The sequence below is a fragment of the Microbispora sp. H10836 genome (assembly GCF_012999525.1).
Classification (GTDB): Bacteria; Actinomycetota; Actinomycetes; order Streptosporangiales; family Streptosporangiaceae; genus Microbispora.
In genome coordinates, this window is sequence record NZ_JABBWU010000002.1 from 128,620 (window position 1) to 152,800 (window position 24,181).

The 24,181-nt window shown below is 72.3% G+C and carries 16 protein-coding genes; 6 read left to right on the forward strand and 10 right to left on the reverse strand.

Annotated features, from left to right (window positions below):
• Positions 1 to 186: 186 nt before the first annotated feature.
• Positions 187 to 1,134 carry an ABC transporter permease gene (locus HHX30_RS05380; RefSeq protein WP_311922107.1) on the reverse strand — a complete coding sequence of 316 codons (948 nt, stop codon included), beginning with the start codon at positions 1,132 to 1,134 and terminating at the stop codon, positions 187 to 189.
• Positions 1,131 to 3,770, reverse strand: coding sequence for an alpha/beta fold hydrolase (locus HHX30_RS05385; protein WP_169980051.1), 2,640 nt, complete (start codon positions 3,768 to 3,770; stop codon positions 1,131 to 1,133). The genes HHX30_RS05380 and HHX30_RS05385 overlap by 4 nt, the downstream gene beginning before the upstream one ends.
• A gap of 163 nt (positions 3,771 to 3,933) precedes the next feature.
• On the opposite strand from HHX30_RS05385, the gene HHX30_RS05390 reads away from it, so the two are divergent.
• The gene (locus HHX30_RS05390) at positions 3,934 to 5,205 is read left to right on the forward strand and encodes a hypothetical protein (protein ID WP_211591623.1); all 1,272 of its coding nucleotides are present in this window, start codon (positions 3,934 to 3,936) and stop codon (positions 5,203 to 5,205) included.
• A 160-nt stretch (positions 5,206 to 5,365) separates the two neighbouring features.
• Here HHX30_RS05390 and HHX30_RS05395 read toward each other — a convergent pair whose 3' ends face one another.
• On the reverse strand, positions 5,366 to 6,412 hold the full coding sequence (locus HHX30_RS05395; RefSeq protein WP_169980054.1) for a copper resistance D family protein: 1,047 nt from the start codon (positions 6,410 to 6,412) through the stop codon (positions 5,366 to 5,368).
• A complete protein-coding gene (locus HHX30_RS42510; protein WP_311922108.1) occupies positions 6,409 to 7,263 on the reverse strand; it encodes a copper resistance protein CopC in 855 nt (284 codons plus the stop codon). Before HHX30_RS42510 ends, HHX30_RS05395 begins: the two co-directional genes overlap by 4 nt.
• A 248-nt stretch (positions 7,264 to 7,511) precedes the next feature.
• Between HHX30_RS42510 and HHX30_RS05405 the strand changes: the two genes are divergently transcribed.
• On the forward strand, positions 7,512 to 8,738 hold the full coding sequence (locus HHX30_RS05405; RefSeq protein ID WP_169980056.1) for an MFS transporter: 1,227 nt from the start codon (positions 7,512 to 7,514) through the stop codon (positions 8,736 to 8,738).
• A gap of 170 nt (positions 8,739 to 8,908) precedes the next feature.
• Here the strand turns inward: HHX30_RS05405 and HHX30_RS05410 are convergent, their stop codons facing one another.
• From HHX30_RS05410 to HHX30_RS05420, 3 genes are all read right to left on the reverse strand, one after another.
• Positions 8,909 to 11,521, reverse strand: coding sequence for a chitinase C-terminal domain-containing protein (locus HHX30_RS05410; RefSeq protein ID WP_311922110.1), 2,613 nt, complete (start codon positions 11,519 to 11,521; stop codon positions 8,909 to 8,911).
• 143 nt (positions 11,522 to 11,664) lie between these two features.
• Positions 11,665 to 13,608, reverse strand: a complete 1,944-nt coding sequence (locus HHX30_RS05415; RefSeq protein WP_169980058.1) for an alpha/beta fold hydrolase — start codon at positions 13,606 to 13,608, stop codon at positions 11,665 to 11,667.
• 188 nt (positions 13,609 to 13,796) lie between these two features.
• Complete coding sequence (locus HHX30_RS05420) at positions 13,797 to 14,807, reverse strand: LacI family DNA-binding transcriptional regulator (RefSeq protein ID WP_169980060.1); 1,011 nt, start codon at positions 14,805 to 14,807, stop codon at positions 13,797 to 13,799.
• A gap of 244 nt (positions 14,808 to 15,051) precedes the next feature.
• Between HHX30_RS05420 and HHX30_RS05425 the strand changes: the two genes are divergently transcribed.
• From HHX30_RS05425 to HHX30_RS05435, 3 genes are all read left to right on the forward strand, one after another.
• Positions 15,052 to 16,428, forward strand: a complete 1,377-nt coding sequence (locus HHX30_RS05425; RefSeq protein WP_169980062.1) for a glycoside hydrolase family 5 protein — start codon at positions 15,052 to 15,054, stop codon at positions 16,426 to 16,428.
• A 148-nt stretch (positions 16,429 to 16,576) separates the two neighbouring features.
• The gene (locus HHX30_RS05430) at positions 16,577 to 19,522 is read left to right on the forward strand and encodes an endo-1,4-beta-xylanase (protein WP_169980064.1); all 2,946 of its coding nucleotides are present in this window, start codon (positions 16,577 to 16,579) and stop codon (positions 19,520 to 19,522) included.
• A 165-nt stretch (positions 19,523 to 19,687) separates the two neighbouring features.
• Positions 19,688 to 21,256, forward strand: a complete 1,569-nt coding sequence (locus HHX30_RS05435; RefSeq protein WP_169980066.1) for a glycoside hydrolase family 43 protein — start codon at positions 19,688 to 19,690, stop codon at positions 21,254 to 21,256.
• Positions 21,257 to 21,268: 12 nt separating this feature from the next.
• On the opposite strand, the gene HHX30_RS05440 is transcribed toward HHX30_RS05435, so the two are convergent.
• On the reverse strand, positions 21,269 to 22,060 hold the full coding sequence (locus HHX30_RS05440; RefSeq protein ID WP_169980068.1) for an SDR family oxidoreductase: 792 nt from the start codon (positions 22,058 to 22,060) through the stop codon (positions 21,269 to 21,271).
• A complete protein-coding gene (locus HHX30_RS42515) occupies positions 22,057 to 22,473 on the reverse strand; it encodes a diiron oxygenase (RefSeq protein ID WP_311922111.1) in 417 nt (138 codons plus the stop codon). Before HHX30_RS42515 ends, HHX30_RS05440 begins: the two co-directional genes overlap by 4 nt.
• 210 nt (positions 22,474 to 22,683) lie before the next feature.
• Here HHX30_RS42515 and HHX30_RS05450 point away from each other — a divergent pair, with 210 nt between their 5' ends.
• Complete coding sequence (locus tag HHX30_RS05450; protein WP_249349705.1) at positions 22,684 to 23,292, forward strand: DUF4158 domain-containing protein; 609 nt, start codon at positions 22,684 to 22,686, stop codon at positions 23,290 to 23,292.
• On the opposite strand, the gene HHX30_RS05455 is transcribed toward HHX30_RS05450, so the two are convergent.
• Entirely contained in the window at positions 23,252 to 23,929 is a 678-nt protein-coding gene (locus HHX30_RS05455; protein ID WP_249349707.1) for a DUF998 domain-containing protein, read from the reverse strand. The genes HHX30_RS05450 and HHX30_RS05455 overlap by 41 nt on opposite strands.
• Positions 23,930 to 24,181 lie beyond the last annotated feature (252 nt).

Genomic DNA, 24,181 nt, shown 5'->3' on the forward strand with positions numbered 1-24,181 from the left:
GGCTGTGATCGAGGACCACCACGCCGGGCGTGAGGGACGTCGGCCCGGATGTCCCGGGCGGCTTCGATACCACCCTTTCCTGCCGGCGCCGTCCTGTCTGCGCTGGCAGCCTCCATTCCCGTCCCACCGCCAGCCGTCCCCGGGCCTTCCTGCTAGCTGGAATGCCCGGGGACGCGCGGAGTCCCGTCAGGACACGACGTCCCGGCGCCGGAAGCGGCGGAACGCCAGGGCGACGAGGATCACCGAGTAGGTCACGGAGACCGCCACGCCCTTCACCATGCCGCTGTAGTCGGGCTCGGGCGCGAGCGCGTCGAGCCACGCGGTGTTCCAGAAGGTGGGCAGGAACTCGCGCAGCGAGCCCAGCGCCTCGACCGCCTGCAGGATGGTGCTGACGATCACCAGGCCGACCGCCCCGCCGACCGCGCCGAGCGGGGAGTCGGTGCCCACCGACAGCAGGAAGGCGACCGAGGCCACCACCAGCTGGCTGACCAGGGCGTACCCGATCACGACGGCAAACTTGGGCAGCACGTCGGCGGCGGGGATCACCTCGCCGGTCCCCGGCACGGTGATGTCGTTCCACCCGAAGGCCAGCGTGCCGGCGAGCAGGGCCATCAGCGGGAGCACAGTCACCGCGGCGGCCGAGTACGTCAGCGCCACCACCAGCTTCTGGCGCAGCAGCCGGTCGCGGGGCACCGGCGCCGCGAGCAGGTAGCGCAGCGACGACCAGTTCGCCTCGCTCGCCACCGTGTCGCCGCAGAACAGGGCCACGGCGACGACCAGCAGGAAGTTGGCCGACACCGACAGGGCGAAGGCCGCGAAGTTGAGCCCGCCCGCCGTGGCGAGGTCCGACAGCCGCAGGCTGCTCTGGCCCCGCCCGGCCGGCCCGAACTGGAACGCCACCACCAGGACCCACGGCAGGGCGAGCAGCACGCCGAACATCCCCATGGTCCGGCGCCGCCGCAACTGCCGCACGAACTCCACGCGGAGCGGCAGCGTGCGCCCCGGCGCGTAACCGGGCGCCCGGCCCCCCGCGTCGCCCCCGCGCGTGTCCGGTCCGTCCTGGGCGACCGGCGCGGCGCGTCCGTCGGCGGGGACGTCTCCGGTCAGGTCCGTGGCCGGTCGATTCGGGCTCAACGGCTCTCTCCGATCAGGTCGAGGAACACGTCCTCCAGGCGTGGCCCGCCGCCGTTGACGGCCGCCGCGGTGCCGAGCAGGTCGCCGACCGGCCCGGCCGACACCAGCCGCCCGCGGTGCATGACGACGACGTGGCTGCAGGTCTGCTCGACCTCGGCGAGCAGGTGGCTGGAGACGATGACGGTGCGCCCCCGCTCGGCGTACGCCCTGAGCACCCGGCGCATCTCGGCGATCTGCGGCGGGTCGAGGCCGTTCGTCGGCTCGTCCAGCACGAGCAGGTCGGGGAGGCCGAGCATGGCCTGCGCGATGGCCAGGCGCTGGCGCATGCCCTGGGAGTAGGTGCGCACCGCGCGCTCCAGGGCCGCGCCGAGCCCGGCGATCTCCAGCGCCTCCTCCATGTGGGCGTCCTGCGGCGGCCGTCCCGTGGCCTGCCAGTACAGCTCCAGGTTGGCCCGCCCGGACAGGTGCGGCAGGAAGCCGGGCCCCTCGACGAACGAGCCCAGTCGCGACAGCACCGGAGCGCCCGGGCGAACGCGGTGGCCGAAGATCCGGATCTCGCCCTCGTCGGGGTGGATGAGGCCCATGAGCATGCGCATCGTGGTGGTCTTGCCCGCGCCGTTCGGCCCGAGCAGGCCGAGCACCTGGCCCTTCTCCACCCGGAACGACAGGTCGTCGACCGCCTTCTCGCCGTTGCGGTAGCGCTTGCCCAGCCCGCTGATCACCAAGGGCACCCCGGCCGACTCGGCGTCAGGGGCGTCGCCCGCGTGCGTGCCGCGCCTGGCCCTGCCGGTCAGCAGGAGCACGGCGGCGACCACGATCGCGGCGAGCGGCAGGGCCCACGTCCACCACGCGGGGCCGGTGGCGGGCGTCCGCAGCGCAGCGTCCCCGGGCAGCTCCAGGGCGGGGGCGTCGAGCGCGACCCGGTATACCGCGGGGGCGGCGGGCGTCGCGTACCCGAGGTCGGTGGTGGACACCACCAGCCGCATCCTGTGCCCGGCGTCGAAACGCCGGTCGATGGCCGGAAGCGTCACGGTGACCGGCGTGCCCGCCTCGCTCGCGGTGACCCGCAGCGGCGCGACCAGGCTCGACGGGAGCACCGGCAGCGACCCCCCGGAGACGTCGTAGAGCTTGGCGAACAGCGTGGCCTCGCCCGTGCCGTACACCCTGATCGTGACGGTCGGGCTGCCGGTGACCTGCGTGGGTTTGGCCAGCGGGGCGGACTCGAAGACGGCCGCCTGGCCGGGCATGTCCAGCGCGATCGATCCGCCGCCGGTGCCGCCGAGCAGCCCGCCGAGGCCGGGGACCGCCGAGATCGACGCGGGCGACCCGCCCGCCGGGTTGGCGATCGGCTGCTGGGGGCCGTCGAGGGCGACGGTCGTCCGCTCCCCGCCCGTCAGGCCCGGGTAGCGGTCCCCGGTCGCGTGCAGGAGCACGGGCCGGCGCGTGCCCGGGTCGCGCCCGCCGTCCCTGGTCACGGTGAACGCCGCGGAGCCACCGTCGCCCGTCGGGGAGCCCGTCCCCTTGAGGTAGCGGTCGAACCAGCCGGTCGTACGGCCGGACAGCCAGTCGGCCTCGCCGTCGCCGCCGTCGTGGCCGCCGTTGAACCAGGCGACCTCGACCGGAGCGCCGGTGGCGGCGATGGCGCGGGCGTTGGCGTCGGCGTGCGCGAGCGGGAACAGCGAGTCACGCTGGCCCTGGAGCAGCAGCGTCGGAACCTTGATCCTGCCGGGCACCGAGACCGGGCTCGACCGCCGAAGGAGGTCGACCGCCTCCTGGGTGGCCCGGCCGGTCTCGGCCACCTTCTGGTACATCTCGCAGATCTGCGGCAGGAACCGCCCGCACCGCACCTGGTCGGGCCCGGGCGTCGCCGGGCCTGCCTGTCCGGCCCCCTGCCCGGCCTCCCGGCCCCCGGATCCGCCGGGCGGCTGCGCGGCCGCGCCGGCGAGGCCGGCGAGACCGCCCGCGCCGGAGCCGCCGCCCGGGGCCAGCCGGTCGGCGGCGGAGGTGAAGAAGATGCCGGCCCACATCTTCTTGAACACGCCGTTCACCGGCCCCTTGCCCGAGGCGTCGGGGAAGAGCGCGTCGGCGAGGTCGTACCAGGTGATCTGAGGGACGATCGCGTCGACCCGGCTGTCGTAGGCCGCGGTCATCAGCGCGATCGCGCCGCCGTAGGAGCCGCCGGCGATCCCGACGCGCGGGTCGCCCGGGGCGTCGAGGCGCACCTCGGGCCGCCCGGCCAGCCAGTCGATCAGCCCCCGCACGTCCTTGACCTCGTAGTCGGGGGAGTTGAGCGCGATCTCCCCGGTCGAGCGGCCGAACCCGCGCGCCGACCAGGTGAGCACGGCGTAGCCCTGCCCCGCGAGCCGTCCCGCCTGCTCGCGCACGCTCTCCTTGCTGCCGCCGAAGCCGTGGGCGAGCAGCACCGCAGGAGCCCTGCCGCCGGAGGCGGGGGGATAGAAGGTGGCGTCGAGGTCGACGCGCTGGTCGTCCGCCGGTCCGTCCATGACGGGGATGACCAGGTCACGACCCTTCACCACGGGGTCGGAGGGCCACAGAGCCCACGTCACGCCTGCGGCCATCAGGATGACCAGCGAGACCACGATCGCGAGGGCACGCCGCCCACCCGGGAAAGCCATGTCGAGATGCTACTCGTCACTCCTGAGAGACAGCTGAGGAGCTCGCCGCGCCTGTGGATGACCGTGCCTCGCCGTCCGCGCCTGATCGGAGGTACGAATCGTGATGATGGATCGGGGTAATCCCTGATTGCGCCCCACCATGGGGAGCGGCATCATTTCGCGCGTGAATGGAACGCCGCTCAAGCAAGTCCCCGCTCGCGTGATCGAGTGGGCCCTTCCCTACTGGACGAGAGGGGAGGCGGGCAGGCGGACGCCGGAGGACCTCTTCCGGGTGCTCTACCTGGGCTGGCTCGCGGCGTTCGTCCTCAAGGTGCTCGGGTCGAGCTGGGACGTGTCGTGGCACTTCAAGTGGCTGCGCGACGACCTGGCCCCGCCGCACCTGCTCAACACGGCCGGCACGGTGATCGCCGTGGCGCTCACCATCGTCCACTGGTACACCGGCTACGGGGTGGACCGCACGGCCTCCCGCCTGATCGTGTGGGGCAGCGGGGTCTTCCTCATCGCGATCCCGCTCGACCTGATCAACCACCGGGTCAACGGCATCGACATCACCGCCTGGAGCCCGTCGCACGCGCTGCTGTACATCGGCACCGCGCTGATGCTCGCCGGCGTGATCCGCGGCTGGTACATCGGCTCGGGCCGCTACGCGGAGATCTCCGGCAGGCGGCGCGCGCTGGTGCTGGGCGGCCTGTTCGCGTTCTTCCTGGAGAACGCGCACTTCCCCGAGCTGCAGCAGGAGTACGGCGTGCTGGAGCTGGCCTCCTGGGACCGGGGGCAGCCGTACGCCGAGCCGACGCTGCTCAACTTCGCGGCCGAGCAGATGGGGCAGGCCGTGGACCGCGCCATGGTCCTGAAGTTCTCGCTGCCGGTGCCGGACGTCGTCTACGCGGTGTACGCGGGCGTGGTGGGCATCGGGATCCTGGTCTTCGCCCGCGTCATGATCGGCCGGCGCTTCACCGCCACCGCCGTCGCCGCGTCGTACGTGGCCTACCGCTGCCTGATCTGGCCGCTGCTCGTCGGCGGCGGGTTCCCGCCGTCGACCATCCCGTTCTTCTTCCTGCTCGCGGGCCTCTGCGTCGACCTGGCCTTCCTGGTTCCGGTCAGGCTGCTGCGGCCGCTCGCGGGCGCGGTGCTCGCCACCGCGGGCGTGTACGGCGGGCTGCTGGCGCAGGACCGGGTGCTGGAAGCTCCGCCGTACGCGCCGGAGTTCTGGCCGGTGGCGCTCGTCGCGCTGGCCGTCGTGTGGTCCGCGGTGGAGTGGTTCGCCGGCCGCCAGGGCCTGACGGCCGCCGCGGCGGAGGACAGGATCGCTCAGGAGAGGCGGGCCGGGGACAGCCAGATAGCGGCCGAGCCGGACACGCCGCTCGATGCCGCGTCGAAGGCGGCGTCGGAGGCGGCGCCCGCGCCCGCCGCCGTGTCCGAGCCCACGGCCTGACGGCCGCCGCCCGCACCTGCGGGTTCTGCCGACTCTGATGTCAAGGGGCCGCTCCCTCGCGGGTGCGGCCCCTTCGGCGTCTCGGTGTCGATGCCATTGTCTCGGTGCCCGGTGCCCGGTGCCCGGTGCCCGGTGCCCGGTGCCCGGGCAGGGCCGTGGGTCAGGCCACCGGGGCCTTGGTCAGTGCGACCGCGACGCCGTACGCGAGGCCCATCACGGTCAGCTCCAGGGCCGCCCAGGCGGCGAACGCCGCCGGGGCCTGACGCGTGACCGCGGGCAGCAGCCGCCAGCGGATGTTGGCCCCCAGCAGCGCGATCACCGCGGTGAACACCGTCTTGGCGACCACGAGCCGGCCGTAGCCGGTGGTGACCAGCGACGCGGGGAAGCTCTCACCGGGTGTGAGCAGAAGCTCCACCAGGCCGTTGAAGAGCCCGGACAGCCCCACGACGATCAGCGCGTACGTCGCCAGCCGGGAGAACCGGGGCAGCGTGCGGGCGAGCAGATCGCGATGGCGCGGCAGCAGGACGGCGAGCGCGACGAGGCCGCCCACCCAGGCGCAGGCGCCGATGACGTGCAACTCCATCGAGACCATGCTGAGGTCGTGCCAGTACCAGTTCGAGGCGTGCCCGGTGACCGGAAGCGGCAGCAGCCCGAACCCCGCGACGAGCACCCGCAACTCGGCCGGAACCTTCTCGCCGAACCGCACCGCGAGCATCCCCACGGCGGCGCTGGCCAGGGCGCACGACGCGCTCACGATCATGCCCTGCCCCGCGCCGATGCCGTCGACGTAGGCGGCCACGTCGGGAACGCCGCCCGGAGTGATCTCGGCCGCGCTGAGGACGGCCGATGTCAGCGCCGCCGCGCACCAGACCAGCGAGAACAGCACGGCCCAGTGCCGGGCCCTGGCGGCGACCGGCTCGGTCCTGTCAGGGTCGTCGAAGCCGAGGAGCTTGGGGAGCAGGCTGAGCCCGACGGTCGCGGTGGCGGCGAGGTCGAGCACGAGGCGGACGACGGGCAGGCCGTACTGCACGATCGTGCCCGGCATGGGGAGCCCCGGCACCGCCCCGGGCACCGTGAGCCAGGTCGCGATCACGACCGCGAGGACGCCGCCGGCGGTCAGCCCGGCCGCCGGGACCCGGGCGCGGGCCCGCTCCGCTCCGGGCCCGGACCGGCGCGCCGGGACGCGGCGCTCCGAGGTCGCGGTCATGCCGTGCCGCCCGTCGCCGAGCCGCTTGTCTTCGTGTCGCTTGTCTTCGTGTCGCTTGTCTGAGGGCCGCCCGTCGTACCGGCCGGAGAGGCCGCCCGCGCCGGCCCCGCCGCCGTGTCCGCTGCTGTGTCCGCCGCCGTGCCCGCCGCCGTGCCCGCCGCTGTGTCCGCTGCCGGGGGAGCCGGGACCATCCCCTCGCGCATCCGACGGTCGTGCTTCACGAGCACGCGGGCGCACAGCGCCAGCAACGCGGCGGTGACGGCCAGCAGTCCCCAGACCCAGCTTCCGCCGCCCTGACCGGTCGCCGCACCGGAGCCCGCCGCCCCGGCCGCCGGCGGATCCGTCGGCTGGGCGGCCGTCCCGGGGGCCGCGCCCGCACCGGTCACGCTGAACTTCACGGTGCTGGTGACCGGGTGACCGTCATTCGACACGATGCGGTAGCCGATCGCGTAGGTCCCCGCGGGGGTGCCCGTCCGTACGCCGATGGACACACGCGGGCCGTCCACCCTGACCTCGCCCTGCTCGTAGTGGGCGCCGTCCGGGCCGGTGACGGCGATCCTCGCGTAGTCCCGGCGTACGACCTGGTTGAAGGTGAGCGTCACGGCGGCGGGCATCGCGCCGAGAACCGCGCCGTCCTTGGGGTCGCTGGCGACGAGCACGTCGTGGGCCCGTGCGGGCGTCGCGACCAGCAGCACCGCGAGCAGGGCCAGCAGCGGCGCGGCGAGCAGCCGCAGACGGTTACGCGGCACGACGGCGCGCACCGCCGCCGGGGGCGGGGCGGTCTGTCCGGTCGTTCGCCGACCGACGCGCGGGGCCGGGGCGTCGTTGCACATCCGGGCGACCTGGTCCACCTGCCTTGCCTTCCTTTTCACCGGGAGCAGGCCCAGCCTTTTCACCGGGCGCAGACCCAGCCATGGTCCCACTGATCGGAACCTCCCCACGCCCACGGTGGACCCCCGACGGCTGCGGACGGTGCCGTGGTGATCGGCTTCGGTGATGTGCCGGGCGGCGTACGCCTTCTCCTGATTGAGTGAACAACAAGCCGGATTCGCCATTTGGGACCGTACGCCCGCTGTAACGACCGCCACGAAGGAGAGCCATGACCCCCCAGCCGACGGTAGGCGGATCCGAGCGGAACGCGGCGCCGGTGCGGCGCTCGCCGTGGCTGACGATCCTCGTCATCTACTTCGCCGGCGTCGTGGCGGCGATGAGCTACGGCAAGTTCTCCTCGGTCGGGCCGTCGATGGCCGATCAGCTCGGGCTGTCGCTGTCGCAACTGGGCTGGGTGATCTCGGCGGTGGTCGGGGTGGGGGCCGTCGCCGGTCTGCCCGCCGGATATCTGGTCCGCCGGTCCGGCGCGGGCAGGGCGCTGGTCGCCGCCCTGGCGCTGATGGCGGCGGCGAGCGCGCTGAGCGCGGCGGCGGGGAGCTTCGCCTGGTTGCTGGCCGCCCGCGTCGCCGAGGGCGCCGGCTATCTCGTGGTCTCCATCGCCTGCCCGGCACTGATCCTCCAACTCGCCGAGGAACGGGACCGGGGGCTCGCCCTGTCCGTCTGGGCGACGTTCGTCCCCGTCGGCATCGGAGTGAGCACGCTCGCCGGCGGCGCCGCCGGGGAGGCCCTCGGCTGGCGCGGCTGGGTGCTGCTGATCGCGGGGCTGACGCTGCTGACGACGGTGGCCGTCCGGGTGCGGCTGCCGCGGCCGTCCGCTTCCGGCGCGGTCGCCGGGCCCGTGCCCGGCGCGCGGGCGCTGGCGTGGCCCGCGCTCCTCACCGTCTCCTTCTGCCTGATGGTGCTGGTGACGATGCCGGTGGTCGTGCTGCTGCCCACGCTGCTGATCGACAGGCACGCGAGCTCGGCCGGCGCCGCCGGGGCCCTGACCTCCGCCATCTCGTTCGCCGGCGTTCTCGGCGGGCTGTCCGTGGGAGTCCTGCTCCGGCGGGGCGTGCCGCTCGCCGCGCTCGCCGCGTCGGGGCTGCTGGTCGTGCCGGCCGCCTGGCTGACCTACGTCGCCGACGGGCCGCTGGCCGTCGCGGCGGCCGGCGCGGGGGTCGTCTCCCTGGAGAACGGCTTGCTGGGAGCCCTCGCCTTCGCCGCCCTTCCCCTGGTGCTGGAGCGCCTCGACCACGCCGACGTGGGCACCGGGATGGTGGCCCAGATGGGCAGCGTGGGCGCGCTCCTCGGCCCCCCGCTGTTCGGTCTCGTCGCCGGCGCCTCCGGGTTCGGGGCCGTCGTGCCGGTCATCGTCGCCGGCATGCTGGCCTCGGTCGGGGGGATGCTGCTGGTCACCCGGCACGTGGCCCGCCGTGCCCGAAGCACGGGGGCGTGAGAAAGGACACCGGACGGTGTGACGCCCGGCGGTCTCCAGCCCGGTGATGGGCTGGAGATCGCCGGGCATCGGCTCCGGGCCGTGCCGGTGTCACCGGTCCGGCACGGCCCGGAGGCTTGGCCGCACGTCCGGGCGGAAGCCGCCGCCGGACGTGCGGGCACGGGCGAAGGTCAGATCCTGGTCCAGAGGGCGGGGACGTTCGGCGGCTCCCAGCCCGCCAGCGCGGTGTGCGACTGCCGGCACTGGTAGACCGCGCCGCCGTAGGTCACCCGGGCGCCCGCCGCGTACGCCGTGCCGGCCGTCCAGGCCGGGTGACCCGGGCTCGCCGAGGGCGAGGCCGATGGCGACACGGACGGCGAGGCCGAAGGCGAAACAGACGGCGAGGCCGAAGGCGAAACAGACGGCGAGGCAGACGGCGAGGGGCTGGGGGACGCGGACGGAGAGGCCGAAGGGGACGCTGACGCGCAGGGTCCCTGGTCCAGCCACACCTGCGCGGCGCCCGGCGTCTCGCCCAGGGTCCACCACTGCGCCTTCCAGGTGTGACCGGCGTACGAGACGAGGCCGCCCGTGTAGACGGTCGTGGACGACCACGCGGGGGCCGTGCACGCGCCGGCCGAGGGGGACGCCGAGGGGGACGCCGAGGGGGACACGGACGGTGACACCGAGGGGGACACCGGGGGAGACACGGAGGGGGAGGCCGTCACGCCGCCCCTGGCCAGGTCCTGGGTGATCCCGTACGTCGTGCCGTCGAAGGAGACCGTCCAGTTGGCGGGGGTGGAGGTGGGCAGGTAGTAGACGAAGGCGACGTCCACCGAGGCGCCCGGCGCGAGGGTCTGCCAGCTCGGCAGCTTCAGCGACACCCGGTTGTAGTCGCCCTTCAGGCCACCGACGTTGTTCTGCGCGGTGTGGTCCCTGCGGACGATCGTCGAGCCGAAGCCCGACTGGTCGGCCGCGTTGCCCGGCGCCGAGGTGGCGTAGTCGAACTGGAACTCCGTCCCGCCCGGCAGCGTCACGCCCGAGTTGTTGGTGATGTGGATCTTGGGGTTGATCGGGTAGTTGTTGTCGCCCAGGGCGAAGTCGCGGAACTCCACCGAGATGTCCAGCTTCTGTGCCGGGATCGGGGTGGTCGCCCGCACGTTCCCGTACGGCGCGGCGGTCCTGAACGTGTCGTACATCAGCGTGGTCAGCGTGGACCCCGGCTCGTACTGGCCCTTGGCGGCGTTCCAGCCGTAGTCGCCCGCCAGCTCCCAGACCATCGTGCCGCCGAGGCCCCTGGAGACCACGTAGTCGGCCTTGGCCCCCACCGACTGCTCGTCCTCCGTCGACAGGAACACCTTCTTGGCGGGGTTCCAGAGCCACGGCGCGACCAGGGTGGAGTCGTAGTGACGCGTGTAGGAGCCGGTCAGCGACGTGTCGGTGACGCCGTAGGAGGCCAGGTAGTCGCCGAGGACGCCCTTCTCCAGGTTCTTGGCGTGCCACATCGGGTTGGACCCCGCGGGCGACTCGTTGCCGGCCGTGTCGAGGTCGTGCCACAGGTTGTCGATGCCGACCGCGCCGTCGCCGCAGCTCGTCAGGCCGGCCCCGGCCGGGCAGGTGGACGAGGGGGCCGTGCCCCACAGGCCGTTCGTGCCGCCCTGCACGTTCCTGAAGCCCCGGGTGTAGTACGGCAGGCCGATGTTGACGCGTCCCGGCGGCAGGGCGCCGCGGAAGTAGTGGTAGGCCCAGTCGGTGTTCAGGTAGCCGATGCCGCCGTACTGCGCCGTACCGTACACGCCGGCGGCGGCGAGCTCGGCGTCCCTGCCGTCGTCGAACAGCGAGGCGTTGGGGCCGACGTACTTGTTCCAGGCGCCGTGCAGGTCGTAGGACATGATGTTCACGTAGTCGAGGTACTGCGTGACCTGGTAGGTCTCCATGCCGCGCAGCAGGTAGCCGCTGGACGGCGCGGCGACCGTCAGCATGTAGTACCTGCCGTCGGCGGCGGAGGCGGCGTCCAGCCTCTCCCGCAGCGTCTTCATCAGCGCGGCGTAGCCCTTCATGAGAGTGGCGCGCCTGGCGTTGGCGGTCGGCCAGTCCAGCGGGTTGCCCGCGTCCTTCATCGAGGTGGGGTACTCGTAGTCGACGTCCACGCCGTTGAAGCCGTACGTGCGCAGGAACGACACGACGGAGTCCGCGAACGTGTCGATGCCCGCCTGGGTCGACGTCATCGTGTAGAAGCCGCCGCTCGCCTGCCGGTTCCCCGCGTCGTCGAAGTAGCCGCCGGTCTCGGCCCAGCCGCCCACGCTGATCAGCGTCTTGGTGTCCGGGTGCTGCTTCTTGAACTTGGCGAGGAGGTTGAAGTGGCCCTTGAAGGAGTAGGCGGGGTCCATCTCCGCGCCGGTCACGCCCGGCCAGGTCATCCCGACGGCGGGGTTCTTCGGCGTGCCGGACCCGACGGAGATCTTGTTGTCCGCCCCCACGTGGGCGAACGCGTAGTTGATGTGGGTGACCTTGCCCCACGGGATGTCCGTGACGAGGTAGCGGGTCTGCCCGTTGGATCCGTCGCGCCAGCCGGTGAAGTAGCCGATGATGCGGCGCGGATGGCCGGCGCCCATCTTCTCCCGGCCGTTCTCGTCGTAGGCGAGGCAGTAGGGGACGTCCACCCCGGGCGTCCGGTAGAGCCCGTCGGGCCGGCACGCCTCGTCGCCGGCGGCGGCCCCGGCGGTGCCGCCGCCGAGCACCACGGCCCCGGCGGCGAGCATGAGGCAGACCGCGAGTGCGGTCCGGGAGAACAGGGAAAGGCGCACAGCCACACCTCCGACAGGCGAAGTGCCGACGTTCCACACCCCGCCCCCAGGGGGTTGATCGGAAGGTAAGCCGGTGTGAGCTGCCCCGTCAATGCTCTCTAATAAGAAACTTTCCTTTTAACTTTCTCTTGAGGCCTGCTTGATCAGGCGAGCAGCCAGCCGTACAGCCAGGCGATGAGTGCCAGACCGGTCAGGGCGGGGACGATCCGGGCGGCGGCGGCGTTCAGCCGGAACGCCTCGACGATCGACAGCCCGGTGGAGACGAGGGCCAGCAGGCCGTACCACGCCAGAGCGTGCGGCACCCCGATCGCCAGCGCGGTCCAGTCCTCCATGGCCGAGAGGCTGAGCGCCGACAGCCCGCACAGCGCGACGCCCGCCAGGCCCGCGAGCGCGCTCAACCCGCCGCCGCGCCTGCGGATCAGGGAGACCAGCGCCGCGAGGAGCTGGACGACCGACACGAGCAGGAAGGCCGCGGGGACCGCCAGCGGGATCGGCGACCGGAGCAGCCGGTAGACCGAGGAGGTGAGGGCGAGATCGCCCGGCCGCACGAGCGCGTGCGGCGCGGCGCCGGGGTCGCAGGCGCGCGCCGTCGCTGCCGGGTCGTCGAGGAACGCGGCGATCGTCCGGCGTGCGCAGCCGTTCGACAGGAACACGGCGTGCCCGGTCCCGGCGAACCCGGCGAACCGCGCGCCCGGCACGGCCGACACCGCCTCACGCGCGGCCTCCGGCGGGGTGGTGGGGTCGTACCCGCCGCCCAGGACCAGGATCGGCGGGGCCGTGCTCCCGGCGGCCATGCCTTCCGTGCTCCCGGTGGCCGTGCCTCCCGTCTCGCCTCCCGCGGAGGCGAGGGTGGCGGTCGCGCCGGGCGTCAGCGCGTCGGCCTCGGCCCGCGCGGCGGGCAGCCCCCAGGCGTCGCAGACCGCCGCGTCGACGACCCCGGTGAACAGCCGGGGGCTCCGCGACTCGGGGAAGGTGTTGTCCGGCACCTCGTCCTGGCACTGGACGGCGTAGTACAGCCCCCACTCGTGCGAGGTCAGCCCGTCGCCCGCCGCGTCGACCAGCGGCTGCAGCAGTTCGGTGCGCCCGGCGGCCAGCCCGTCCACGAGGGCCGGCACGATCGGGATCACGTCGGTCTCGTGCAGCGCCTCGGCGAGGATCGTCGCCACGTCGTCCCCGTTGAGCCGCACGGTCAGCCGCTCGCGGGTGAGCGGGTCCCGGGTCTCGTACGTCGCGGGGCGGGCGTTGAGCGCTTTCACCATGGCGTCGAACCTGGCGGCGATCCCCAGCTTGGTCATCGTCGCCGAGAGCGCGGCGGACGCCTCGTCGTACCAGTGGGCGCGCGCGGGAAGCAGGGAGTCCAGCACGACCCCCCGGGTGCCCTCCGGGTCGCGCGCCGCCGCCAGCAGCATCGGGCGGGTGGAATAGCTGACGCCGAACAGGTGCCACCCCGGGTAGCCGAGCGCGGCCCGCAGGTCCACGACGTCGGCCGCGATCTCGGTGGTCCGGTAGCCGCGCAGGTCGACCTGCTCCGCCTCCAGGCGCGACTGACAGGCCAGCGCCTGCCGGGCGAGTGGGACGTTCTCGGCCGCTCCCGGCCCGGGTCCGCGCAGGGTGTCGACGATCCCGCGGGCGATCTCGGGGCAGCTCAGCCTGGGCTCGGAGTAACGGCCGCCGCGCTGTTCGAGGACGACCACGTCGCGGCCGGGGAGCATCTGCGTGAGGAATCCGGTGAGCTGGAGCGAGGCCGATCCCGGGCCGCCGCTCATGTAGACGACCGGATCGGCCGGCTGACCCGAGGCTTCCGGCGCGCGGTGCACCGCGTAGCCGACCTTGATGGTCCTGCTGTTGGGGACGTCGCGCCGCTCGGGGACGAGGAGGTAGCCGCAGGTCGTGCCGGACGGCACGGCGACCGGGCAGGGCCGCTCCTCGACGGACGGCTCCGCCGCCCCGGTCGCCCGGGGAACCATCGGCGCCGAGGCGGCCGCCGCGTGCGCCCCAACCGCCCCATGAGCCGTGGTCCGCACCGTCCCGGCCTCGTCGCGGGCCGGCGCCGCGAGGGCCGCCGACCCGGAACCTCCCAGGAGCACGAGTGCCGCGGCGAATGCCGTGACGGCCGCTCCACCCCAACTCCGCAACCGTCAGCCCCGTCCCGCGAACCCGGCGATATCCGCAGAAACCTTAGCGTGTCCGTCGGCCATCGCGCCCCCGTTCGTCCATGCGCTCCCATTTTGGACGATCATGGGACCGGTCCCGGTTTCATCGTTCCGCCGGGCTTTCACCGGGGACTTGCGGTGCTCTCCCGGATCACCAGATCGGTGGACAGCTCGACGCGGCGGGCCTCGGTGTTCTCGCCCCGGCCCATGGCCAGCACCATGCGCGCGGCCAGCGCGGCCATCTCCTCCAGCGGCTGGCGCACGGTGGTCAGCGGCGGCCACGCGGACCGGGACAGCGGCAGGTCGTCGAAGCCGACCACGCTGAGGTCCTCGGGCACCCGCAGGCCCCGCTGCCTGGCCGCCTCGAACACGCCGAACGCCTGCATGTCGCTGCCGGCGAAGATGGCGGTCGGGGGGTTGTCCAGCGAGAGCAGCGCGTGACCGGCGTCGTGGCCCGAGTTGACCAGGAAGTCGCCGTACCGGATGAGCTCGGGGTCGATGGACACCCCGGCGGTCTCCAGCGCGGCGCGGTAGCCGTCGATCCTGGCCCGGCTGCAGAGCATGTCGGGCGGGCCGCCGATCATGCCGATCCGGGTGTGTCCGAGGTCGAGGAGGTGGCGCGTGGCCGCCAGGCCGCCGTGCCAGTTGGTCGCGCCGACAGACGCCACGCCGGGTGGCGGCTCGCCCTCGGGGTCGACGACGACGAACGGGATCGAGCGGGCGCTGAGCTGGCCCTGCTGCCGCACCGAGAGCCGGGAGCTGACGATGATCACACCGTCCGTCCGCCGCGCCGCGATGCGCTCGAGCCAGTCACGGCCGGGGCCCGCATGCGTGTGCAGCACGGATATCACCACGCTCGCGGCGGCCTCGTGCGCCGCCTGCTCGGCCCCGCGCACCAGTTCCATGGCCCACGGGCTCTCGATCTCGGCGAACACCAGGTCCAGTAAACCGACCGGGCCGTCGCCCTGTCCCGTCCTGCGCTGGTAGCCGTGCTTCTGCAGGAGGCGCTCCACTCGCTGACGGGTCTCCGGCGCCACCTCGGGACGGCCGTTGATCACCTTGGACACGGTCGGAACGGAGACTCCGGCCTCCTCCGCTATCTGGGCGATGGTCACCCGCCTTTTCACTGGCATGAAGCAGATCGTAGCCGAAACTTTCGGGATACCTGAACCGGTTCCTCCTGATGAGACGGTTCATCGTCGTGATCAAGCCGACAGCACCCTTGACGCTTAACCTCAGCTTTACTTATCCTCCGGACCACGAAACATTCGGATACTGGCCGAAACTTTTCAGCAGCGGGTAGCCGAGGAGAAGCGGGGCCGTCGCCCTCCGGCCACGCCGCCGGTTTCGAGGATTTTCGGAGATTGAGGAGAATCGATGACGCTGCTGCGTGTGTCCGGATCCCGGCTGGTAGACGAGACGGGCGGCACGGTCCGGCTGCGGGGGGTCGGCCTGGGCGGCTGGCTCAACATGGAGAACTTCATCACCGGCTACGCGGCCAACGAGTCCTCCATGCGCGCGGCGGTGCTGGAAGCGCTCGGCGAGGAACGCTACGAGCTGTTCTTCGAGCGCTTCCTCACCTCGTTCTTCACCGAGGCCGACGCGGACCTGCTGCGGGACATGGGCGTCAACTGCGTGCGGATCCCGGTCAACTACCGTCACTTCGAGACGGACGACCGGCCGATGGAGATCATCGAGCGCGGCTTCCGCCATCTCGATCGCATGATCGGGATGCTGGGTGAGCGCGGCGTCTACAGCGTCATCGACCTGCACGCGCTCCCGGGGGCGCAGAACCAGCACTGGCACTCCGACAACCCCACCCACGTCGCCTCCTTCTGGCAGCACCGGCACTTCCAGGACCGCGCGGTTCACCTGTGGGAGGCGCTGGCCGACCACTACAAGGACAACCCTTGGGTGGCCGGCTACAACCCGATCAACGAGCCGGGCGACCCCAGCGGCAGGGTGGTCGGGCCCTTCTACGACCGTCTGGTCAAGGCGCTGCGCGCGGTGGACCCCGCCCACGTGCTGTTCCTCGACGGCAACACCTACTCCACCGACTTCTCGGTCTTCCACGAGGTCTACGAGAACACCGTTTTCGTCTGCCACGACTACGCGCTGGCCGGGTTCGCCCACGGCGGCCCCTACCCGGGCTTCACCAGGGGCGAGTGGTGCGACCGCGACGAACTGGAGCGCACCTTCGCCCGCCGCACCACCTTCCAGCGGGAGACCGGCACGCCGATCTGGGTCGGGGAGTTCGGGCCCGTCTACACCGGTGACCCCTCCGTGGACGAGCAGCGCTACCAGATCCTGCGCGACCAGCTAGAGATCTTCGACGCGTACGAGGCCGGCTGGTCCATCTGGACCTACAAGGACGTCGGCCTGCAGGGCCTGGTCTGCGCTGGCGGGTCGTACATGGAGCGGTTCGGGCCGTTCATGGCGAAGAAGAAGCGGCTCGGCGCCGACCGGTGGGGCTCGACGATGGAGGAGACGGCGGGCGAGCTCGCGCCGCTGCACCGGCTGATCGACACCGAGTTCCCCAGCTGGGACCCTTACCCGTGGGGCGCCCGCTACCAGACCGACGACCTCATCCGGCACATCCTGATCGCACAGGCGCTCCTCCCCGAGTACGCCGATCTGTTCCGCGGACTGGACGACGACGAGCTGATCGCGCTCGCCGACTCCTTCGCCCTGTCCGACTGCACCCGGCGCGAGCCTCTGATCCGGCTTCTCGCCGACAACCTGTCCGCGCGCTAGCGCGGCACGAGGAGACCCCCCGATGCGCAGCCTCCTTTCCCGGACGGCCGCGGTAGTCCCGCGATCGCTCTCACTTCGGCCCGCTGTCGCGGCCGTGCTGCGTTCGTTTGCAGTCCGGCCCGCTGCCGCGGCCGTGCTGTGCGCACTGATGGGACTGCCGGCGGTCGTGGCGAACGCGACTCCCGCCGCCGCCGCGGCCGTGCAGGTCGCGAAGTACGACTTCGAAGACGGCACCACCCAGGGATGGGGGCCCAGAGGCGACGGGGTCGAGGTCGGCGCGACCTCCGACGCCGCGCACTCGGGGTCGCGCTCCCTGCTCACCTCCGGCCGCACCGCCACCTGGCACGGGGCGTCCATCAGCCCGCCCTTCGAGAAGGGCGTCACCTACCAGGTGACCGCGTACGCGCGGATGGTGAGCGGGGAGCCGTCTAGCACGATCGCGCTGACCATGCAGCGCACCCCCGACGGCGGCGACACCACCTACGAGCGGGTCGCCGCCGCCACCGTGACCGACGGCGGCTGGGCCGAGCTGTCGGGCACCTACTCCTTCGGAGCCGACTCCACCGGCCTGCAGCTCTACGCCGAGAGCTCCGACGCCACCGCGAAGTACTACATCGACGACATCGTGGTCACCTCCGACAGCGACCCCTCGCGCTCCGGGCTCACCACCGACTTCGAGACCGGCACGGCGCAGGGCTGGTCGCCGCGCGCCTCGGCGTCCCTGACGGCGAGCACGGAGGCGGCGCACGGCGGCACGCGCAGCCTCGCCGTCACCGGCCGCTCGGCCTCGTGGGACGGCCCGGCGATCAGCGTGCTGGGCAAGATGGCCAAGGGGGCGAAGTACACCCTGTCGGCCTGGGTGCGCCTCGGCCCGGACACGACCTCCGGCAACCTCGGCCTGTCGATCGAGCGCCGGACCGGCGGCACGCCCAGCTACGAGCGGGTGGCCGCGCCGAAGGCGGTCCCGGCGGGGCAGTGGGTCCAGCTCACCGGCACCTACACCCTCGCCTACGACGTGGAGTTCCTCAGCGTCTACGTGGAGTCCGACGACGGGACGTTCCCCTTCTACCTGGACGACTTCACGCTGACGTACGTCGAGCCCAAGCCGATCCAGACCGGCATCCCCTCGCTGAAGGACGAGGTGCCGTTCACCCTGGGGGCGGCGATCTCCCGCGCCCAGACGCTCGGCGAGCACGGCGACCTGCTGCTCAAGCACTTCGGCGGCGTCACCCCCGGCAACGACCTCAAGTGGGACGCGACCGAGCCGCGCGAGGGCGAGTTCAGCTTCGCCGAGGGCGACTACCTGGTGGACTACGCCGTCCGGCACGGGCTGACCTTCCGCGGGCACACGCTCGCCTGGCACAGCCAGACGCCCGACTGGGTGTTCAAGGACGGCGACCGCGACCTCACCTCCTCCGCGCAGGACAAGGCGCTGCTGCTGAAGCGGCTGGAGAACCACGTCAAGACCCTGGTCGGCCGTTACCAGGGCAAGATCGCGGTCTGGGACGTGGTCAACGAGGTGATCGACGAGAACCAGCCCGACGGCCTGCGCCGGTCGAAGTGGTTCCAGATCACCGGCCTCGACTTCATCCGCACGGCCTTCCGCGTCGCGCGCGAGACCGACCCGGCCGCCAAGCTGTTCATCAACGACTACAACACCGAGTTCCCGCGCAAGCGGCAGGCGTTGTACGCCCTGGTGAAGAAGCTGAAGGCCGAGGGCGTGCCGATCGACGGCGTCGGGCACCAGCTCCACCTGAACATCGAGCAGCCGCCCGCCGCCGAGGTGGAGGCCACCATCGAGAAGTTCGCGACGCTCCGCGTGGACCAGCAGATCACCGAGCTGGACGTGAGCGTCTACCCCGACTTCGTCTCCAGCTGGGACACCATCCCCGCGGAGGTGCTCGCCGAGCAGGGCTACCGCTACAAGGAGCTGTTCGACGTCTTCCGCAGGCACAAGAGCGAGATCAGCTCGGTCACCGTCTGGGGCCTGGCCGACGACGGCACGTGGCTGTCGACCTTCCCGATCACCCGGCTGAACGCGCCGCTGCCCTTCGACGACGAGCTCCAGGCCAAGCCGGCGTACTGGGGGATCGTGGACCCGGCGAAGCTGCCGCCGCTGGTGCGCAGGCTGGAGGCCCCCGCCGCGACGCCGAAGGTGGACGGCGGGCGCGACCTCGAATGGGACCTGCTGCCCGACGTCCCCATCGCCCGCGTGGGCCAGGTGTCGGCCGGGTTCCAGGCCCGCTCGTCGGCCAAGTGGCTGTACGTCCTGGCGGAGGTGCGCGACCCGGGCGACGACCGGGGCGACCGGGTGACGTTCACCGTGGGCGGCAGGCCGTACGCGGTCGGGCGCGACGGCAGCCACCCGCACGGCGTGGACGCGGCCGTGAAGAAGACGTCCGGCGGCTACCGGGTGGAGGCGCGGCTTCCCCTCGGCACCGACGTCGGCGTGGTGGTCAGGGACGCCTCCGGCGGGTCGGAGACCACGTGGACCGGCACGGTGACGGCCGTGCCGGCGGTGAAGCTCACCACGGCGCCCAGGCGGCAGCCCGTGGTGGACGGCACCGTCGACCGGGTCTGGGCGGAGGCACCGGAGATCCGCACCGCCACGTGGATCCAGGGCACGTCCGGGGCGACCGCGCGGGCCCGGGCCCTGTGGAGCGGCGGGACGCTCTACCTGCTGGCGCAGGTCGCCGACGGCACGCTCAGCGAGCAGTCGGCCAACCCCTGGGAGCAGGACTCGGTCGAGTTCTTCGTCGACCCCGGCAACGGCAAGACCAGGGGCTACGGCGACGACGACGGCCAGTACCGGATCAGCTTCTCCGGTAAGACCAGCGTCGGCGGCACCTTCGACGCCGCGGGCGTGAAGGACAACCTGACGGCCGCCGCCAAGGTCGTCCCCGGCGGATACGTCGTCGAGGCGGCCGTGAAACTGCCCACGGTCACCCTGGAGGACGGCGCGCTGCTCGGCTTCGACGTCCAGGTCAACGATGCCGCCGGGACCGCCCGTACGAGCGCGGTGACCTGGAGCGACGCCACCGGTCAGGGCTACCGGGACACCAGCCACTGGGGCGTGCTCCGACTTCGGCGCTGAGCCCCGGCATCCAGCCGGACACCGATGACCGGAGCCGGATCCGCCGCAGGGGCCTGGCGCAGGGAGGCCCCGCGCTGGGAGGCTCTGGCGCACCGTGTCCGTGCCGGACGGCCCGGTTCCCCGGAAGGGGAACCGGGCCGGTCACGCCTGAGAGAGAGGGGACGAATGATCGACGCAGTCGACGGGTGGGAGTACCGGAACCCGGTCATCCCCGGGTTCCACCCCGATCCATCGGTGTGCCGGGTGGGCGAGGACTACTACCTGGTGACATCCAGCTTCGAGTGGTTCCCCGGGGTGCCGATCTTCCACAGCCGCGACCTGGTCAACTGGCGGCAGCTCGGGCACGTGCTCGACCGCCCGTCCCAGCTCGACCTGGACGGCGTGCGGCCCTCGGGCGGCGTCTACGCCGCCACCATCCGCCATCACGGCGGCGTCTTCTACGTCGTCACCACGCTGGTGGACGGGCGGGGCAACTTCATCGTCACCGCCGCCGACCCCGCGGGCCCCTGGAGCGAGCCCCGATGGCTGCCGGGCACCCGCGGTATGGATCCCTCGCTGCTGTTCGACGACGACGGCCGCGTCTGGTTCACCGGCACCAGGGAGAGGGAGGCGGCCCGCTACCCCGGCGAGACCGAGGTCTACCTCCTGGAGCTCGACCCGGCCACCCTGGATCCGCGCGGTGAGGAGCGGGTCGTCTGGGAGGCCGCCCAGCGGGGCGCCGTGTGGGCCGAGGGCCCCCACCTGTACAAGGTCGGCGGCAGGTACTACCTGCTGGCGTCGGAGGGCGGCACGTCGTACGACCACGCGGTCGTGGTGGCCAGGGCCGACCACGTGACCGGGCCGTACGAGCCGAACCCGCGCAACCCGATCCTCACCCACCGGCATCTCGGCCTCGGTCACCCCATCGCCTGCACGGGCCACGCCGACCTGGTGGAGACCCAGGACGGCGAGTGGTGGATGGTCCTGCTGGCCACGCGCCCGTACGGCACCCCCGGCGACCTGGGCGCCGGCAACGTGAGGGGTGACAACCTGGGCAGGGAGACCTTCCTCACCCGGGTCACCTGGGAGGACGGCTGGCCGGTCGCCGCGCGGGTCGAGCCCGTGGCGGCGGGGCCCGCGCTGCCCGAGCACCGCTGGCCCGCCGTCCCCGCCTGCGACCACTTCGACGCCGGCCGGCTCTCGCCCGTCTGGAACCACCTGCGCACCCCGCGCACGCCCTACTGGAGCCTCGGTGACAGCCGGCTGCGGCTGCGGCTGCGGCCGGAGACGCTGGCCCAGCGGGTCAACCCGAGCCTGGTCGCCCGCCGGCAGCAGCACATGGACTTCGCCGTCCACGCCGCGCTCGACTTCACGCCCGCGGCCGGGGAGTGCGCCGGGCTCGCGCTGGTGCAGAACGACGACCATCACGTGCTGCTCGTGCGGACCCCGCGCGGCCTCGAACTCGTCCGCAGGAAGGCGGGCGGCGACGACCTGCTCGCCTCCGTACGGGTGCCGGGCCAGCGGCGGCTGTACCTCGGCGTGGAGGCGCGCGGGCAGGCCTACCAGGCCAGGTACGCCGTGACGGCGGGGGAGTGGACCGACCTCGGCGACCCGGTGGACGGCAGGATCCTCAGCACGGCGGTCGCCGGCGGCTTCACCGGCGCCTACGTCGGCATGTACGCCAGCTCCAACGGCCGCCCGAGCTCCAACGTCGCCGCGTTCGACTGGTTCGAGTACCTGCCGCTCAGTCCGTGAGCCGGCCGGGAATCAGCGCATGATCCGGCGGAAGGCCGTCCCGGCCGCCCGCACCGCCAGGGCGGGCGAGAGCCGTACGGCCCGCCAGGTGGCCCGGGCGGACGCGGGCGCCACGATGAGCGCCCGGTTCGCGGCCACGCCGCGCAGCACGTCGCGGGCGAGCGACTCCACGGGATACAGGCGCCCCTGGGCTCGCACGGCCGACGTGCGGGCGCGCAGGCCGATCTCGGTCTGCGGTAGCCCGGGGTTGGCGTTGTCCAGCAGCGGCGTGTCGGTGAACCCGGGACAGACCACGCTGACCCGCACGCCGTGCGCCGCCGCCTCGGCCCGCAGCGCGAGCGACAGCCCGACGACGGCGTGCTTGGTCGTCGTGTACGGCAGCATCATGGGCGCGGGGGTCAGCCCGGCCAGCGACGCGGTGTTGACGATGTGCCCGAAGCCCTGCTCGATCATGAGCGGGTACGCCGCGTGCACGCCGTGGACCACCCCGCGCAGGTTCACGTCGATCGTCCGGTTCCAGTGGTCGAGCGTGAACTCCTCGGCGCGGCCGCCCACCGCGATGCCGGCGTTGTTGAACAGGAAGTCGAGCCGCCCGTGCTCCGCGGCCACCCCGGTGACGAGTTCCCGTACGGCCTGCGCGTCGGAGACGTCGCACACGACGCCCGCGCAGCCGAGCTCCTTGGCGGCGTCGTCGGCCCCCCGGACGTCGGCGATCGTGACGTGGACGCCGCGCCGTACGAGCTCGGCGGCGACGGCCCGCCCGATCCCCGACGCCCCGCCCGTGACGACGGCGGTCTTCCTCACGCCTTGCTCCTCGCCCGAGCCTTCGGCTCGTCCCAGATGCCCATGGCCCGCCACAGACGGCGGCTGATCGGGTTCATCATGCCCAGATCGGTGCACAGCTCCCTCGTTCTGGCCACCGAGTCGCGGGTCTGCGCGGCCGTCTCGGGGTTGTCCACGTAGACTTCGCGCACGACGTCGCCGGGAATGCGGAACGCCCTGATCATGGAGCCGGGCGGGGACAGCATGATCCGCGCCATCAGGCCGATGATCAGCGGTGTGAGCACGCTCAGCGCGAAGCGGCGGTGGCGGGGCATGCGCGGCACCCGCCGCGTCGTGGTGTTGCGGGCGTAGGCGATCGCGGTGCAGGTGTTGTCGGAGGCCGTGCTCGTGTCGCCGTAGTCGTTGACCTTGGTCGGCAGACCGTCGCTTGGCACGCACCTTGCCCCCGGCGGGAGGACTGACGACGGCCCTGGAGCCTGCCGACACGCTCCGGGGCCCGTCCGCCCGGCCCTCGGCGACCTGTCCGGGGAGAAGGCCATGACAGGGGGGATCGCGTTGGCCTTCGCCGCCTCAGCGACGGTGACGACCAGCGGGGCGCCCAACTGGTAGCCGCCCGCCACATCGAACAGCGTGACCCGGGTGTCATGCGCGACCGCCAGGAAGCGTCCGTCGGGGGAGAACCTCCCGTTCAGTGGAAGCTGCTGGACGGCGACTGGGAGCTGGTGGGGAACAAGACAGGCGCGACGCGGCTGGGCTTCGGTCTGTTGCTCAAGTTCTTCGAGCAGGAGGGCCGGTTCCCGCGGCATTCGGGTGAGGTCCCGAAGGCCGCTGTCGACTATGTGGCGGGGCAGGTGAAGGTCGACCCGGTCCTGTTCGCGGAGTACCGGTGGTCGGGGTCGACGATCGAATACCACCGCAAGCAGGTGCGGGATGCGCTGGGGTTCCGGGAGTCGACTCGGGCGGATGAGGATGTGCTGGCCGAGTGGCTGGCGGACAAGATCTGCCCGATGGTGTTCACGGACGAAGGGCTGCGGGCGGCCCTGCTGAGGCGCTGCCGGACGTTGAAGATCGAGCCGCCGGGGCGAGTGGACCGGATCGTGGGCGCGGGCCGGGCGCGGTTCGAGCGGGAGTTCTGCCTGCGTGTGCTGGGTGCTCGAAGAGTTCGGCGTCAGGCTGCCATTTCCGTGGTGACGGAGGACGCAAGGGGTTCGTTCACGTCTTCCGCTTCCAGATCGATGCTCCAGCGCAGATGAGGCCGATCAGGAACGGGTGAACGGCGCCGCGTTCGATGAGGCCGATGATGCCGATGGGGGTGTCGCCCGTGGTAAAGATCATCGCGAGGTAGAGCACCATCGAGAGCAGACCGATCACGCCGACCGTGATCAGTGCTCGCCCCATTCGCGGAGAGATGCCGATGCGCCGCCACCTGCTTCCGAGCACGATGGCCAGCGCGTTCCCACCGACGAAGCCGGCGAAGGCTCCCATGCTGTGGTACTCGCCGGTGCCGTTGTTGAGTGCCTCGCCAGATCCGGGAAACAGCGCGAGCAGGACGCCGCCGACGGCCAGCAGCGTCGCGGGGGCGAGCATGGCCCAACGGCGGCCGTCCGACAGATCGCGCAGCGTGGCCACTCCGGCCAGGATCGTGATCCCGAAGAGGAGGAATCCGGCATTCATTACCCAGGCTAGGGGCGAGTACATGTACTGCCCGAACAGGGTCGAGGGCCCGTGGACTCCGAGGTTGCTGATGAAATGGTGCGTGTAGCTGTAGGCGGGGTCGGTCCACGCTGCGGCGGCGACAAACTCCCCGAGCAGGAAGATCGCCGGCCCGGCGACGAGCAACGCTCCCGCCACTCGGCGCTGCGCAGGCAAGCGCACGTGGGAGGCAGGCATCTCGCGACTTTTAGACCGTGAGTCAATTGCTTCGGACATGGTCGGGTCCCTTTCTGATAGCCGGGGTTGGCGGGAGGGCCCGCCGGAGATTGACGCGGCTCGCTTGTGCCTGCGACTCCCGATCGGCGGCGGCGATTTTCGGGCGCGCCGAGGAGGCCGAGCGGCTGGGCTAAGACCTCATTGGCTAGGAGCCCGGCAACCCGTCAACGAGTACGCCATGAGCGAGACTCTTTCACTTCACTCACTCACTTA